Genomic DNA, 15920 nt, shown 5'->3' with positions numbered 1-15920 from the left:
ACCGCCGAAACCCCGCCATGGCGGAAAACCGCCCATCCGAATGCCTCCCGCGCCCGGCCGTTCCCGCCAATCCCGACGGCCGCCGGTTCAGCTAGCCACCGAACCGGCGGCGCCGGATCAGCAGTCGTAGTACATCTCGAATTCCTGCGGCGTCGGGCGCAGGCGGACCGGCTCGATCTCGTTGGCGTACTTGTAGTCGATGTACGTCTGGATCAGATCCTCGGTGAACACGTCGCCGGCGAGCAGGAAGTCGTGGTCGTTGCGCAGCGACTCCAGCGCGGCCTCCAGGGACGTCGGCGCCTGCGGGATGTCGGCGGCCTCCTCCGGCGGGAGCTCGTAGAGGTCCTTGTCCACGGGGGCGTGGGGCTCGATGCGGTTCTTGATGCCGTCGAGGCCGGCCATCATCATCGCGGCGAAGCCGAAGTAGGGGTTGCCCGACGGGTCCGGGGCGCGGAACTCGATGCGCTTTGCCTTCGGGTTGGAGCCGGTGATCGGGATGCGGACCGCGGCGGAGCGGTTGCGCTGCGAGTAGACGAGGTTGATCGGCGCCTCGAAGCCCTTCACCAGGCGGTGGTAGGAGTTCAGCGTCGGGTTGGTGAAGGCGAGCACGGAACCGGCGTGGGCCAGGATGCCGCCGATGTAGTACCGGGCGATGTCGGACAGCCCGCCGTAGCCGGACTCGTCGTGGAACAGCGGCTTGCCGTCCTTCCACAGCGACTGGTGGGCGTGCATGCCGGAGCCGTTGTCGCCGGACAGGGGCTTGGGCATGAAGGTGACGGACTTGCCGGCCCGCCAGGCGGTGGACTTGATGATGTACTTGAAGCTCTGCAGGTCGTCGGCGGCGTGCAGCAGGGTGTTGAACTTGTAGTTGATCTCCTGCTGGCCGCCGGTGCCGACCTCGTGGTGGGCGCGCTCGAGGTCGAAGCCCGCGCGCTCCAGGTTCAGGCACATTTCGTCGCGCAGATCCTGGTAGTGGTCGTAGGGCGCGACGGGGAAGTAGCCGCCCTTGATGCGCGTCTTGTAGCCGAGGTTCGGCGAGCCGTCCGGGTTCTCCTCCTTGCCGCGGTTCCACCAGCCCTCGACGGAGTCGACCTCGTAGAAGCCGGCGTTCATCTCGGTGGAGTAGCGGACCTTGTCGAAGATGTAGAACTCCGCCTCGGCGCCGAAGTAGCAGGTGTCGGCGATGCCGGTGGACCGGAGGTACTCCTCGGCCTTGCGGGCGACGTTGCGGGGATCGCGGGAGAACGGCTCGAGGGTGAAGGGGTCGTTGACGAAGAACTTGATGTTCAGCGTCTTCGCCTTGCGGAAGGGATCGAGGGTCGCGGTGGCCAGGTCGGGAAGCAGCGCCATGTCGGACTCGTCGATGGTGGTGAAGCCGCGGACGGAGGAACCGTCGAACGCCAGGCCCTCGGACGCCGCATCTTCGTCGAAGGCCGAAGCCGGGATGGTGAAGTGCTGCTCGATGCCGGGCACATCGGTGAACCGGACGTCGATGAACTCGACGCCTTCGTCCTCGATGTACTTGATGACCTGTTCGGGGGAGGTGAAGCCCACGGTGACTCCTCGGGTGGAATGTCGGGGAACGTGCGCGCGAGGCACCGGAGAATCCCGGGCCCCGCGATATGACGAAAACGAAATTATGGGATCGAGGTTTCGCGTCCCGTTCCTGCGTGTTTCGCCCGTGTAACACCTCGTGTGAGCTGGGCCACTGTCATAACCGCCGCGTTAACGGCGCTGCGGCGGCCTAGGATCGGCCCATGCCCACGCTGTTCGACGACCAGCCCGATCCCCGCCCCGACGCCGTCATCGCGCCGGGCGCGGTGTGGCTGCCGGGTTTACTGGATCTGCGGGAGCAGGCGTGGCTGGCGGACCGTTTCCGCGAGTGGGCCGCCGGTCCGGTCCCGGCGCGGGCGGCGGAGATCCGCGGCAAACCGATGAGCGTGCGCACCGTCTGCCTGGGCTGGCATTGGCGCCCGTACGCGTACACGCGCGCGGCGGTCGACGTCAACGGCCGCCCCGTCCTGCCGTTCCCCGATTGGCTGGTCCGCCTGGGCCGGTCGGCGGTGGAGGCGGCGGCGACGGTGGAGGAGACCGCGTCCGGATCCACGCTGCTGCGCGGGGTGGTGGGCGAAGGTGGTGGCGAGGAGCCGTCGTCAAGCGGTGGAGCCGGGCCCGCGCCCGGCTACGCCCCCGACGCGGCGCTGGCGAACTACTACGGCGGCGACGCGCGGATGGGCATGCACCAGGACCGCGACGAGGTCAGCCGGGCGCCCGTGGTCAGCCTGTCCATCGGCGATGCGTGCACGTTCCGCTTCGGCAACCCCGACTCCCGCAACCGCCCGTACCGCGATCTGGTCCTGGAATCCGGCGACGCGTTCGTCTTCGGCGGCGCGTCGCGCCTGGCGTACCACGGCGTCACCGCCATCCACCCCGGCACGGCGCCGGCGGGGTGCGGGCTGGCGGAGGGGCGCGTCAACATCACGCTGCGCGAGACGGGCCTGGGGTAGCGCGCTGTGCGACGCCCGCGTGTGACGTTCACCGCCGCATCGAGGGGTGCAGGCGCCGCCTCACGCGGAATACCCTTGACCCATGACGACGACAGGCAACGATGGCCGGCCACTGGTGCTCGCCATCACCGCGTGCCCCACGGGCATCGCGCACACGTACATGGCCGCCGAAAACCTCGCCGCGGCCGCAGAAGAAGCCGGCGTCCGCGTCCGCATCGAGACCCACGGGTCCATCGGCGTCGAGGACGCCTTCACCGACGATGAGCTCGCCGCCGCCGACGCGGTGGTGATCGCCGCCGACACGCAGATCGACCGCTCGCGCTTCGCCGGCCTGCCGCTGGTGGCGACGGGCGTCGACGAGGCGATCCGGCGGCCGGGGCAGCTCCTGCGGTCCGCGCTCGATGCCCCGGCCTCGCGCGGCCGGGGATCGGGGGCCCGCGGTGCCGCCGAGGGTGCCGAGGGCGCCGGGCACGGCGGACGGGCGACCGCAAGGACGGCGACGGCAACGGCGACGGCCGGGGCGGGCGGCGCAGGTTCCGATCGCGGGGCACCGGTGGGCGCGGCCGCGGAGTTCGGCCGGACGCTCTACCGCGCGCTGATGAACGGCGTGTCCCACATGATCCCGTTCGTGGTCACCGGCGGTCTGCTCATCGCCGTGGCGCTGTCCTTCGGCGGCGTCCCCGGCCCGGAGGGGCTGACGATCCCGGACGATTCCCTCTGGAACACGGTCAGCAAGATCGGCGCGCTGGCGTTTTCGCTGATGGTTCCGGTGCTGTCCGGCTACATCGCCATGGCCATCGCCGACCGCCCGGGGCTCGCGCCGGGCATGGTCACCGGCCTCATCGCCGTCACCGGCGAACTGTACGGGGCGGAGACCGGCGCGGGGTTCCTCGGCGGCATCGTCACCGGCCTGCTGTCGGGCTATGTCGCGCTGGGCATCCGCAAGATCCCGGTGCAAAAGTACGTCGCGCCGATTTGGCCGATCATCGTCATCCCGATCATCACCACCGTCGTGGTCGGTCTGCTGTTCGTGTTCCTGCTGGGGCAGCCGATCGCGGCGCTGTTCACCGCGATGACCGAGTACCTCGGCGGGATGGAGGGCGATTCCGTCCTGCTGCTCGGCGCGATCATCGGTGCGATGATCGCCTTCGACATGGGCGGGCCGTTCAACAAGACGGCGTTCCTGTTCGCCGGCGGGCTCATCGCCGCGGGCAATGCGGCCCCGATGGGCATGGCGGCGGTGGCCATCGCGGTGCCGCCGCTGGGCGTTGGCTTGGCGACGCTCATCCGCCGCGCCTGGTTCACCAAGCCCGAGCGTGACGCGGGCATCGCGGCGCTGTTCATGGGCTTCTTCGGCATCACCGAAGGCGCCATCCCGCTCGCCGCGGCGCGTCCCCTGCAGGTCATCCCCGCCAACGTCATCGGCGGCGCGGTCGCGGCGGCGCTGGCCGGCCTGTTCGCCGTGAAGGACAACGTCATGCACGGCGGCCCGATCGTCGCGGTGCTCGGCGCCGTGGAAAACGTCGGGTGGTTTTTCGCGGCGCTGCTCGTCGGCGTGGCCGTGACCTGCGTGCTGACGCTGCTGCTCATGGGCCTGTCCCGCCGCCGCTCCGGCGAGGATGCGGGTGCTGGTGCTGTGGGAGCTGCCGGCGCTGCCGGCGCGGGCGCTGGCGCCGCAGTGGCCGGTGCCGGTGCAGGCGCCGCAGCAGAATCGGGCGCCGCCACCGGGGGCACCGGTTCCGGCTCGCGTGAGTCCCAGTCGGGGGAGTCTCCGTCGCGGGATTCCCTGGTGACCGAGGAGCTGGTTCTGCTCGATCTCGATGGCGCGGGCTCCCGCCCGGAGGAGATCATCCGCGCCCTGGCCGAGGCCGGCGCGAATGCCGGGCGGATCGGCGACGTCGACGCCGTCGTCGCCGCTGCCCTGGCCCGCGAGGAATCGTCGACCACCGCCGTCGGCCACGGCGTCGCCATCCCGCATGCGCGCTGCGCCGGAGGCACCGCGCCGATGGTCGCGTTCGCCAGGCTTTCCGACGGCGCGGCGTGGCCCGCACCCGACGACGAGCCGGTGCGGATGGTGTTCCTCATTTCCGTGCCGGAGGACGCCGGCAAGAGCCACCTGAAGATCCTGGCGAAGCTGGCCCGCGCGCTGATGCGCGAGGAGTTCCGCCGCGATCTCGATCATGCGGACGGCAGGGAGCGCGTGGTCGAAATCGTGCGGGGAGCGGTGGCGCCGGAGGCGGCCGCCACGTCGTAAAGCCGCAACGTCGTAAAGCTAGGCGGCGTTCAGCGGCGCACGTACCGTGCCCGCGCGATGGAGTAGAGGCCGTACAGGGCGACGCCGACGCCGACCACGATGAGCATGGCCGCCCCGGCGGGCTGCCCGCCCAGGGTGCGCAGCGCGGAATCCAGGCCGGCGGCCTTCTCCGGGTCGTTGGTTATCGCCGCCATGACGATGAGGACGCCCAGGATTCCGAAGGCCAGGCCGCGCGCCACGTAGCCGACGACGCCGGCGGTGACGATCGCCGATCCGACGTGGCCGGATTCCGCCCCGGCTTCGAGGTCGTCCTTGAATCCCTTGGTGGCGCCGTTCCAGATGGAGTACAGCCCCACGCCGAGCACCACCGCGCCGCCGGCGACGACGAGCGCCACGCCCATCGGCTGCTCCAGGACCTTCGCGGTGATGTCGGAGGCGGTGTCGCCGTCGGAAGTCGACGCCCCGCGGGCGAAGGTCGACGTCGTGACCGCCAGCGAGGCGTACACCACGGCGAGGACCAGGCTCTTGGCCTTGTCCTTGGCCTCTTCTTCGACGAAGATGCCGATCAGCCGCCAGATGGCCAGGCCCGCCAGCCCGGCGACGGCGAGCCACAGGAGCAGCCGCCCGCCGGGGGCTTCGGCGATCTGCGCGAGGGCGCCGGAGTTCGACGCTTCCTCGCCGCCGGAATCGCCGATGGCGATGCGCACCGCCAACCAGCCGATGATCAGGTGCAGGACGCCGACGACGACGTAGCCGACGCGGGCGAGCATGCCCAGCGCCCGGCTGTCGTCCGCCTTGTCGGCGCCACGGTCGGCGCTCCGCTTGGCCTTGCGTCCGGCTCGACTGCCGTGGCGCTTGGCCTTCGAAGCGATGCCGGCGACGGACTTTTCAGCGCTCATGAACGCCATTATCCCACCGGCGGAAACGAAGTGCCAGGACGACGGCGTTCGCCGAACTAGCAGTCGTAGTACATCTCGAATTCCTGCGGCGTCGGGCGCAGGCGGACGGGCTCGATCTCGTGCTCGTACTTGTAGGCGATGTAGGTGTCGATCAGGTCCTCGGTGAACACGTCGCCCTCCAGGAGGAACTCGTGGTCCTCGCGCAGGGCCTTCAGCGACGCCTCCAGTGAAGTCGGGGCCTGCGGAATGTCGGCGGCCTCCTCCGGGGGGAGCTCGTAGAGGTCCTTGTCCACGGGGGCGTGCGGTTCGATGCGGTTCTTGATGCCGTCCAGGCCGGCCATCAGCATCGCCGAGAAGCCCAGGTACGGGTTGCCCGACGGGTCCGGGGCGCGGAATTCGACGCGCTTGGCCTTCGGGTTGGAGCCGGTGATCGGGATGCGCACGGCCGCGGAGCGGTTGCGCTGCGAGTACACCAGGTTGATCGGCGCCTCGAAGCCCTTGACCAGGCGGTGGTACGAGTTCAGCGTCGGGTTGGTGAACGCCAGCACCGCGCCGGCGTGCTCGAGGATGCCGCCGATGAAGTAGCGCGCCGTGTCGGACAGCCCGCCGTAGCCGGACTCGTCGTAGAACAGCGGCTCGCCGTCCTTCCACAGGGACAGGTGGGCGTGCATGCCCGAACCGTTGTCGTCGGCAAGCGGCTTGGGCATGAACGTCGCCGACTTGCCGGCGCGCCACGCGGCGTTTTTGATGATGTACTTGAAGCTCTGCAGGTCATCGGCCGCATGCAGCATGGAGTTGAACTTGTAGTTGATCTCCTGCTGGCCGCCGGTGCCGACCTCGTGGTGCTGGCGCTCCAGCTCGAAGCCGGCGCCCGCCAGGTAGCCGCACATTTCGTCGCGCAGGTCCTGGTAGTGGTCGTAGGGCGCGACGGGGAAGTAGCCGCCCTTCATGCGGGTCTTGTAGCCCAGGTTCGGCGAACCGTCGGGGTTGGTGTCCTTTCCGCGGTTCCACCAGCCTTCGACGGAGTCGACCTCGTAGTACGCGGCGTGGGCGTCGACCCGGAACTTCACGGAGTCGAAGAGGTAGAACTCGGCTTCGGCGCCGACGAAGCAGGTGTCGGCGATGCCGGTGGACTCCATGTATTCCTCGGCCTTGCGCGCGATGTTGCGGGGGTCGCGGGAGAACGGCTCGAGCGTGAAGGGGTCGTTGACGAAGAACTTGATGTTCAGGGTCTTCGCCTTGCGAAAGGGGTCGATCCGTGCGGTGGCCAGGTCGGGCAGGAGGGTCATGTCGGATTCGTCGATGGTGGTGAATCCGCGAATCGATGAACCGTCGAACGCCAGCCCCTCGGCAGCGGCATCCTCGTCGAAGGCCGAGGCCGGGATGGTGAAGTGCTGCTCGGTACCGGGTACGTCGGTGAAGCGGACGTCGACGAACTCGATGCCCTCCTCCTCGATGTACTTGACGACCTCGGCGGGGGAGGTGAAGTTCATGTGCGACTCCTAACGTGGCGAATGTCGTAATCCACCTTAACGAATATCGCCCCGCCGGTTTCCGCCCGCGGCGCGTAACCCGCGCCACACGTGGTCGCGGGGAGGGGGAGGCGTGCGCGGACGGCTTTTTCGGGTGCCGGCTTTTCCCGCTTGACGACGGCCCGGCCGAGGTTAGGGCCGGCGTCTCGGGCGGCTACACTGTGGCCCCATGGCCGACAAGAGCAATTGGCTCGAAGGACCCAAGGTCCCCGGGCAGTTCGACGACCCCGACAACCTTTCCTCGTACCCCGGGGAGAACCTCGGATTGGCGCAAACGGGGGAGGGGTCGCAGGCGTCGCTGCTGCGGCGCGTCGGCGGCATCTTGATCGACTGGGTGGTCAGCATGTTCCTCACCGCCGCCGTGTACCCCTTCGCCGGGCCGAGCGAGCAGCAGATGGAGCAGTTCGGCGACCCGTTCATCGCGTGGCAGTCGTTCACGGCGACGTGGACGTTCCTGATCTTCCTGGTCCTGGGCACGGTGACGGTGTGGCTGTTCGGCCGCACGCCGGGCCAGGCGATGCTGCGCATGGGCGTCGCCCGCGTCGATGTGCCGGGTGAGCGCGTCGGGTTCTGGCGCGCGTTCGTGCGGTCCTTCCTGACGCTGCTGCTGCTTCCGCCGGCGATCCAGGACTCCGACCTGCGCGGCATGCACGACCGCGCCACCGGCACCGCCGTCATCCGCGGTTAGATTTCGCGTCCCGCGACGTTGCGATTGGCTTTTGCGGCGGTTGAGCCGCCCCACCATCGCAACCCGCTGGGGCGCGCGGGCTAACCCACCCTGAATGCGCAGACCCACCCCGAATCGGCCCGGCCGGCGCGACCTTGGCGGCTAACCCACCCCGAATGCGCAGGCCCACCCGTTACAGCGGGTGGGCCTGCGCATTCGGGGTGGGTTTACGTCAGGGGGCGATGCGCCGACCGGCACCGGACCATCCCAGGTCCCCGCTACGTCCCAGTGGCCGGCGTCCGCAACCTCATGGGATATGGCAGTTGGATCCGGTAGATCCGACTTTCAACGAAACACCGCCGCTGGATCCAACCTTCAACGAGACACCGGCGCTGGATCCGGCCTTCAACGAGGCACCGGCGCTGGATCCGGTCTTCAACGAGGCACCGCCGCCGCCCCTCATCGGGGGCGGCGGCGGTTTCACTTTCCGCGCGGGCGCGAAATCCCGCGTGGTTTCGGTCACTTCGGGCCCTTGCCAGCCCTTTCGGGGGACTGCGCCCGCTGCCTGGTGTCCCCTCGACGGCTTCTACACCAGTGCGATGGCGAGAATCTGCGCCAGGATGATCTTCTAGACCAGTGCGACGACGAGTATCTGCGCCAGGATGATCTTCACGATCATCGCCATCGGATACACAGTCGTGTAGCCCATGGCCGGCAGCTCGTTCTTCGCCTGGTCGTTGACGTAGGTCAGCACGGCCGGGTGGGTCTGCAGGCCGGCGAGGATGCCGGCCGTCTGGCCGAAGGGGATCTTCAGCACCTTGTGGCCGATGATGAGCGTCAGCATCGCGGAGCTCAGCGCGATGATGGCCGCCAGGCCCAGCACGGTCAGCGACGACGGGTCGCCGAGCGCGCGCTTGAAGCCGGCGCCGGCCGTCGTGCCGATGCCCGCCAGGAACAGCGCCAGACCGACCTGCCGGAACGCGAGGTTCGCGGAGTAGGGGATCGGCCACACCAGCGGGCCCGTGCGCCCCAGCGCGCCGAGGATGAGCGCGACCACCAGCGGACCACCGGCGGAACCCAGCGTCAGCGTCACGCCGCCCGGGATCGGGATCGGGATCATGCCGACGGCGACGCCCAGGAGCAGGCCCAGGATCATCGGCAGCAGATTGACGTCGGAGAGCTTCTTGTACGAGTCGCCGAAGAACTTCGTGGCCTGGTCGATGCGGTCGGGGGTCGCCACGACGCGCACGCGGTCGCCCAACTCCAGCTTCATCTCCGGCGACGCGACCATGTCCAGGTCGCCGCGGCGAACGCGGGTGATGACCATGCCGTTCATCTTCGTGTGCAGCTGCTCCAGCGGAACGCCGCAGACGTCGCCGGAGGACACGAAGATTCGGCGGAACTCCAGGCGGCCGTCATGCGTCGGATCGCCCTTGAGCAGCGTGCCGATCCGCTCCGCCGCCTTGTCGATGACCTCCTCGGTGCCCACCACCGAGACGATGTCGCCGACCTCGATGGTGTCGCCCTCGGCAGGCACGTACAGGTGCCCCTTGTGCTCGATGCGGGAGATGATCAGGTCCAGGCCGAAGGCCGCGGGCATGTCCGTCACCGACGGCAGGCCCGCCTCGGTGACCTCCACGCGCCGCGTGTGCAGCGGCAGGGCGGCCACGCCGGCGTCCAGCGCCTCCTTGTCGTGGTCGACGCGGAAGACCCTGGCCATGATGCCGATCGACGCGATGACGCCCAGCACGCCGATCGGGTACGCCAGCGAGTAACCGATGACGGGCATCTCGAGCTTGCTCTTCAGGTCACCGGAGTCGGTGATGACGTTCGGCAGCGCATCGACCACCGCCGCTAGCGCCGGCGTATTGGTCAGCGCGCCGGTGAACGTGCCCGCGCCCTCGACGTTGTCGATGGGGAAGAACTTGATCAGCAGGAAGGACTCCGCCGCGACGACCGCCAGCACCACGAGGCCGAACAGGTTGTGCCGGATGCCCGTCGACCTCAGCGACGCGAAGAACTCCGGGCCGGATTCCAGGCCGATCGTGTAGACGAACAGCGCCAGTCCCACGATGTAGATCAGGGGCGGGATTTGGATGCCGGGCTCGAACGTGGCCAAACCCAGGCCGACGAAGAGCACGGCGGCGATGCCGAGCTTGAAGCCGAAGATGCGGATCTGACCCAGCGCCAAACCCACGCCCATGATCACGAGCAGGGCCAGCAGCTGGTTTTCAACGAGTATGTGCACGAGATCCATCGTGGCACATCCGCCGGATTATCACCCGTTCAGTGACCCGCGTCGCGGCGTCCCTCACCTGGGAAAACGGGGGCAACCAAAAAAGCGGAAACCGCCGTCACCCCGTATGGGGGCGCGGCGGCCTCGGAACCGGAAAAGGGGTCAGCCCCGCTTCTCCTGGCGCTGCTGCATGCGGCGGGCACGGCGGTTCATCGACTGCTGGCGGGCGCCCTTGGGCAGCGGGCCCTTCGGCAGCGCGGCGCGGGCGTCGCGGATCTTCTCCATCGAATCCACGCGGGACGCGATCTTGTTGGCCTCGTCCTTGTTGTAGTTGCGGGGGAATCGCAGCATCTCGCGCTGCAGCTTCTTCACCGGCACCTGGCCCTCGCCGGGGCCGGCCATCATCTCGTAGATCGGGGTGTCGCCGAGGAAACGCGACAGCGTCTTCTTCTCGCGCGCCATCATCGCCTTCACGCGGTTCTCGTCGCCCTCGCCGACCAGGACCACGCCCGGGTTGCCGATGACGCGGTGCACCGCATCCAGGTGCTGGTTGGCCTGCGCGGCCGTCTTGACGTGCCACACCGTGCCGACGCCGGAACGCATGTTCTCCAGCGCCCAGCCGGCGGCACCCATCTGGCCCTCCGCCTCGGAGTAGAACGACGACTCGAGGCGCTTGGTGAAGATCCACATCGCCAGCGCGAAACCGATGGACAAACCGACCACCGGCAGGAACCACGTCCACGTGCCGCCGATGAGCAGGCCGATGATCAGCAGCACCAGCACCGGGGCCAGCAGCCCCAGCAGCATGTACGGGATCAGCTTCTTGTCGCGGGCCTTCTGCATCTTGAAGGCCTGCCACAGCTGGCCGCGGGTCTCCTTGCGCTTCGCGCGCTTGGCAGACCGCTGGGCCTTCTTCGACGCCTTCAGCTCGTCCTTGTTCGCCATGGCCCCAACTCTAGGGCATGCGCGTTTCCGGGGACGAAACCGGCCCGGCACGCACGTGGCGAGCCGGGCCGGGGACGTCGCAAAGCGAAAACGGCCGGGTGTGCATGGCCTCGGCGGCACGACCGCGACCGCATGGCCTCGCCGCGCCACCGCACTGGCGTGCCACGCCGACGCCGCCGCACTGGCGGCAACTACCGGGCCGGGGAGACCTCCGCGTCCTTCGATGCGCCGTAGCGCTGCAGCAGGGACGACGCCTCCTGGTTGGTGGACACGTCCTCGCCGAGGGCCGACAGGTGCTCCGGCAGCTCCTCGCCGCGCGCCGCCAGCGCCCGGGCGAACAGGCGGCCCGCGCGGTACGACGACCGCACCAGCGGACCGGCCATGACGCCGGCGAAACCGATGTCGTACGCGGCCTCCGACAGCTCGACGAACTCCTCCGGCTTCACCCAGCGATCGATCGGGTGGTGCATCGCCGAGGGCCGCAGGTACTGCGTGATGGTCAGGATGTCGCAGCCCGCGTCATGCAGATCGCGCATGGCGCCCAGGATCTCCTCGCGGTTCTCGCCCATGCCGAGGATCAGATTCGACTTGGTCACCAGACCCGCCTGGCGCGCGCGGGAGATCATTTCCAGGCTGCGGTCGTAGCGGAACGCCGGGCGGATCTTCTTGAAGATGCGCGGCACCGTCTCGATGTTGTGCGCGAACACCTCCGGCCGCGCCTCGAACACCGCCTCCGCCGCCTCCGCGTCGCCGCGGAAATCATCGACCAGCAGCTCCACGCCCGTGCCCGGGTTGAGCTCGCGGATCTGGCGGCACGTCTCGGCGTACAGCCACGACGCGCCATCCGGCAGATCATCGCGCGCCACGCCCGTCACCGTCGCGTAGCGCAGCCCCATCTCGCGGACCGACTCGGCCACGCGACGCGGCTCATCCCGGTCCAGGGCCTCCGGCTTGCCCGTCGCGATGTTGCAGAAATCGCAGCGCCGCGTGCACTGGTCGCCGCCGATGAGGAACGTCGCCTCCCGATCCTCCCAACACTCGTACAGGTTCGGGCAGTTCGCCTCCTGGCACACCGTGTGCAGCGACGCGCCCGACACCCGCTTCTTCATCGCCTTGTACTCCGGACCCGTCTTCGCGGTGGTGCGGATCCAGGACGGCTTGTGCTCGATGGGCGTCTCGGCGTTTTTCGCCTCGATGCGCAGCAAACGACGACCTTCAGGTGCGGTAGACATGTCGACCACCCTACAGATCGTGATCTTCGACGCGAAGGTCGCCGTCCAGAGCGGCGGCGATAGCCGAAGTCAAAGGTTCCCGCAGGTCCGCGACGGTGACGTCCCTGCCGAGCTCCTCGCTGAGGGTGGTCACTCCGGCGTCGGCGATGCCGCACGGCACGATGTGCCCGTAGTAGTCCAGGGTGTTGTCGCAATTGAGCGCCACGCCGTGCATGGTCACCCCATGCGTCACGCGGATGCCGATCGCCGCGACCTTCCGCGACGGCTTCAGCTCCCCGCGGACGACCCCCGCCGGCAGCCACACACCCGAGCGGCCCTCGACGCGGCCGGCGTCGTCAAGCCCCAGCCCGCGGACGACGTGGATGACGGCCTCCTCGATGCGGCGCACGTAATCGACGACGTCCATCGGCTCGGCCAGCTTCACGATCGGATAGCACACCAGCTGCCCCAGCCCATGCCACGTGATGCGGCCGCCGCGGTCGACGTCGACGACCGGCAGCCCGTTGTCCGGGCGGTCCTCCGGCTGCGTGCGCTTGCCGGCGGTGTACGTGCTCGGGTGCTCCAGCGACCACAGCTGGTCGCGGGTTTCGCCGGCGGCGCGGGCGGCGGCGGCGTCGGCCTGCCTGCGCCACGTGTCCACGTAGTCGACGGTGCCCAGATCAACGATCTCGATCGGCTCGGCGCTCGCCCGGATCGAATCGGCCGGGTGCGTCGTGGGTTCCGGCGGGGTCGCGGCGGTGTGCTGGTGGTCCTGGGTGCTGACCGTGTTCGTCATGCGAAGCAGTCTAGCCCCGCTCCGCTTTACGACGTCCCGGCGCCCACCCCGCCCGCCGTTCCCGAGGCAGCTGCCGCTCCGCTTCTCGGCGCCCAGCCCCGGCCCCGCCCCAACCCACGGCAGATGCGCCAGCTCCAGGCAGATGCGCCCGTTGCATCGGGTGTATCTGCCTGCAACTGGCGCATCTGTGTGTGGGGGAGGGAGGGAGAGTGGTGCTCGATGCCGCTCCGTGCCAACTTTCTGCCGCAAACGCCGAAACCCGGCCACCCGCCCTTTCGGGCAGATGACCGGGTCACGGTCCCTGGCTCGGTTCAGCCGGTGTGGAGGACTCGAGTCGGCTCAGAGTTCCCGAGCCTGTGTCGACGTCGAGCTCCCGAGCGAACTCAGAGCTCCCGTACCGGTTTAGAGCTCCAGGTCGCTCTCGAAGTTGGCGACCTGCAGGCGGTCGACGACGGTCGTCATGAAGCGGCCGGCGTCGGCGCCGTCGATGAGGCGGTGGTCGTAGGTCATCGGCAGGTACGCCATGGCGCGGATGCCGATCGCGTCGCTGCCGTTCTCCGTCACCACGACCGGGCGCTTCTTGATCACGCCGGTGCCGACCATCGCGCCCTGCGGCGGGACGAGGATCGGGGTGTCGGAAAGCGCGCCCTCCGAACCGATGTTGGTGATGGTGAACGTGCCGCCGGACAGGTCGGACGGCTTGAGCTTGTTGTTGCGCGCGCGGTCGGCGATGTCGACGATCGCGGCGGCCAGCTCGGGCAGCGACATGTCCTGGGCGTCGTGGATGACCGGGGAGAGCAGCCCGCGCTCGGTGTCGACGGCGATGCCGAGGTTCACCTTCTCGTGGTAGGTGATCTCCTTCTTGGAGTCGTCCCACGAGGCGTTGACGTTCGGGTGCGAGACCAGGGCCTCGACCATCGCCTTGGCGAAGAACGGCAGGAAGGTGAGCTTCACGCCGTGCTTCTCCTCGAACGCGGCCTTCTTCTCGGCGCGCAGCTCCCACACCTCGGTCATGTCGACCTCGTGCAGCTGGGTGAGCTGCGCGGACTCCCGCAGGGACTCGAGGGTCTTGGCCGCGGTGATTTCGCGGATGCGGTTGACGCGCTTGGTGGTGCCGCGCAGGTCGGCCAGCTCGGGGCGGACGCCCTTCGTGGACCAGTTGGAGGAGGCGGCCTCGTCGCCCTTCGACGCCTCGGTGCCGCCCTCGGCGGCCTTGAGCACGTCCTGCTTGCGGATGCGTCCGCCGATGCCGGAGCCCTCGACCTTGGTCAGGTCGACGCCGTGCTTGTCGGCGAGCTTGCGCACGAGGGGAGTGACGTAGGGGACGTCGGCGTTGCCGGAGGTGTCCTGCTTGGACTCCTTCTTCGGCTCGGCCTTCTTCTCCTGCTTCGGAGCGGCCTTCTCGGCCTTCTCCTCCTTCTTCGGCTCGGCCTTCTTCTCTTCCTTCTTGGGCTCGGGCTTCTTGGGCTCCTCGTCCTTCTCCGGCTCGGCCTTCTTCTCGGCTTCGGCCTTGGCGGCCTCGACCTCGGTGTCGCCGCCGGCGGCGTCGGCATCGCCGACTCGCGCGATGACGGCACCCACGTCGACGGTGTCGTCGACGTCGAAGAGGACCTCGATCAGGGTGCCGGCGACGGGCGACGGGATTTCGGTGTCGACCTTGTCGGTGGAGACCTCCAGCAGCGGCTCGTCGACGTCGACGGTGTCGCCGACCTCCTTCAGCCACGCGGTGATGGTGCCCTCGGTGACGGACTCGCCGAGCTCCGGCATCTCGACGTCGGACGCCTTGCCGCCGCCGGAACCGCCGGACTTCTTCGGCTTCTCGTCCTTCTCTCCGGCCTCATCGGCCTCGTCGACGGTCTCGTTCTCGTCCTTCGACTCGGCTTCCTCGATGGCCTCCTCCGACGGGACGTCCTCGTCCTCGTCGTCCGCGGCGTCGTCGGAGCCGGCGGCGTCGGCGTCGCCGATGCGCGCGATGACGGCGCCGACGTCGACGGTTTCGTCGACCTCGGCGAGGACCTCGACGAGGGTGCCGGCGACGGGCGACGGGATTTCGGTGTCGACCTTGTCGGTGGATACCTCGAGCAGCGGCTCGTCGACCTCGACGGTGTCGCCGACCTCCTTCAGCCAGGTGGTGATGGTGCCTTCGGTGACGGACTCGCCGAGCTCGGGCATCTCGACGTCGGTGGCCTTGCCGCCGCCGGATCCGCCGGACTTCTTCTTCGGCTTCTCGTCCTTCTCCTCGGCGTCGTCGGACGTGGCCTCGTCGGCGGGCTCGTCGGCGTCGTCCGCGGAGTCGTCCGAACCGGCGTCGTCCGCCTCGCCCTCGTCGCCGATCTTGGCGATGACGGCGCCCACGTCGACGGTGTCGTCCTCGTCGGCGAGGATCTCGAGCAGCACGCCGGCGACGGGCGACGGAATCTCCGTGTCCACCTTGTCGGTGGAGACCTCCAGCAAGGGCTCGTCGACCTCGACGGTGTCGCCGACCTTCTTCAGCCAGGTGGTAATCGTGCCCTCGGTGACGGATTCGCCCAGTTCGGGCATCTCAACAGAGGTCGCCATGTGTGCTCTCCTCGACAATCGCTCAATAGTTGGTGATCACGAACAAGGGTACCGTTTCGCAAAGGCTCCCGCTTACGCGGTACGCCCGACGCGCCGGGGTGCGGTGCGTCGGGCGTGTTCGGGGGCGAACGGAGTGAGCCGGACGGGGTGTCGGCGGTGCGGGGAGGCGTTGCTTTGCGACGCCCACGTGTCCCGCATCCGGCCGAGTCGTGGGATTCGGCCGGGGCTTCCGGAACCGTCGCAGCCGTCGCCGGACCGTCCGATGACCCGGGGCGCCGAGACCGCCAATCTCCGGTCGGCCGTCCCGGGTCGCT

Annotated in this window: 12 protein-coding genes; 4 read left to right on the top strand and 8 right to left on the bottom strand. The window is 69.0% G+C overall.

Annotated features, from left to right (window positions below):
• Positions 1-117: 117 nt before the first annotated feature.
• Positions 118-1554, bottom strand: coding sequence for a type I glutamate--ammonia ligase (glnA, locus tag CHAN_RS08970; RefSeq protein WP_290288913.1), 1437 nt, complete (start codon positions 1552-1554; stop codon positions 118-120).
• A 203-nt stretch (positions 1555-1757) separates the two neighbouring features.
• On the opposite strand from glnA (CHAN_RS08970), the gene CHAN_RS08965 reads away from it, so the two are divergent.
• Both CHAN_RS08965 and CHAN_RS08960 read left to right on the top strand, forming a co-directional pair.
• The gene (locus CHAN_RS08965) at positions 1758-2507 is read left to right on the top strand and encodes an alpha-ketoglutarate-dependent dioxygenase AlkB family protein (protein WP_290288910.1); all 750 of its coding nucleotides are present in this window, start codon (positions 1758-1760) and stop codon (positions 2505-2507) included.
• A gap of 82 nt (positions 2508-2589) precedes the next feature.
• Positions 2590-4761 (top strand): fructose-specific PTS transporter subunit EIIC, encoded by a 2172-nt coding sequence (locus CHAN_RS08960; protein ID WP_290288907.1) that lies wholly within the window; start codon positions 2590-2592, stop codon positions 4759-4761.
• A 29-nt stretch (positions 4762-4790) separates the two neighbouring features.
• Here CHAN_RS08960 and CHAN_RS08955 read toward each other — a convergent pair whose 3' ends face one another.
• The gene (locus CHAN_RS08955) at positions 4791-5660 is read right to left on the bottom strand and encodes a DUF1206 domain-containing protein (RefSeq protein ID WP_290288904.1); all 870 of its coding nucleotides are present in this window, start codon (positions 5658-5660) and stop codon (positions 4791-4793) included.
• Between the two features lie 56 nt (positions 5661-5716).
• Positions 5717-7153, bottom strand: coding sequence for a type I glutamate--ammonia ligase (gene glnA, locus CHAN_RS08950; RefSeq protein WP_290288902.1), 1437 nt, complete (start codon positions 7151-7153; stop codon positions 5717-5719).
• Between the two features lie 208 nt (positions 7154-7361).
• Between glnA (CHAN_RS08950) and CHAN_RS08945 the strand changes: the two genes are divergently transcribed.
• Entirely contained in the window at positions 7362-7880 is a 519-nt protein-coding gene (locus tag CHAN_RS08945) for an RDD family protein (protein ID WP_048742245.1), read from the top strand.
• A 302-nt stretch (positions 7881-8182) separates the two neighbouring features.
• Positions 8183-8491, top strand: a complete 309-nt coding sequence (locus tag CHAN_RS08940; protein ID WP_290288898.1) for a hypothetical protein — start codon at positions 8183-8185, stop codon at positions 8489-8491.
• Here CHAN_RS08940 and CHAN_RS08935 read toward each other — a convergent pair.
• The 5 genes from CHAN_RS08935 to sucB form a co-directional block, all read right to left on the bottom strand.
• Positions 8488-10107, bottom strand: a complete 1620-nt coding sequence (locus CHAN_RS08935; RefSeq protein ID WP_290293450.1) for an aspartate:alanine exchanger family transporter — start codon at positions 10105-10107, stop codon at positions 8488-8490. The genes CHAN_RS08940 and CHAN_RS08935 overlap by 4 nt on opposite strands.
• A 150-nt stretch (positions 10108-10257) precedes the next feature.
• Positions 10258-11040, bottom strand: coding sequence for a DUF4191 domain-containing protein (locus CHAN_RS08930; protein WP_048742241.1), 783 nt, complete (start codon positions 11038-11040; stop codon positions 10258-10260).
• Between the two features lie 191 nt (positions 11041-11231).
• Complete coding sequence (gene lipA / locus CHAN_RS08925) at positions 11232-12272, bottom strand: lipoyl synthase (protein ID WP_290288895.1); 1041 nt, start codon at positions 12270-12272, stop codon at positions 11232-11234.
• A gap of 10 nt (positions 12273-12282) precedes the next feature.
• The gene (lipB, locus tag CHAN_RS08920; RefSeq protein WP_290288893.1) at positions 12283-13047 is read right to left on the bottom strand and encodes a lipoyl(octanoyl) transferase LipB; all 765 of its coding nucleotides are present in this window, start codon (positions 13045-13047) and stop codon (positions 12283-12285) included.
• A gap of 402 nt (positions 13048-13449) precedes the next feature.
• The gene (gene sucB / locus CHAN_RS08915) at positions 13450-15606 is read right to left on the bottom strand and encodes a 2-oxoglutarate dehydrogenase, E2 component, dihydrolipoamide succinyltransferase (RefSeq protein WP_290288890.1); all 2157 of its coding nucleotides are present in this window, start codon (positions 15604-15606) and stop codon (positions 13450-13452) included.
• Between the last annotated feature and the right edge of the window lie 314 nt (positions 15607-15920).

Origin of the sequence: Corynebacterium hansenii (assembly GCF_030408795.1) — a bacterium.
Classification (GTDB): domain Bacteria; phylum Actinomycetota; class Actinomycetes; order Mycobacteriales; family Mycobacteriaceae; genus Corynebacterium; species Corynebacterium hansenii.
The sequence above is the reverse complement of the archived record's forward strand: the minus strand, read 5'-3'. Positions and strand labels throughout refer to the sequence as shown.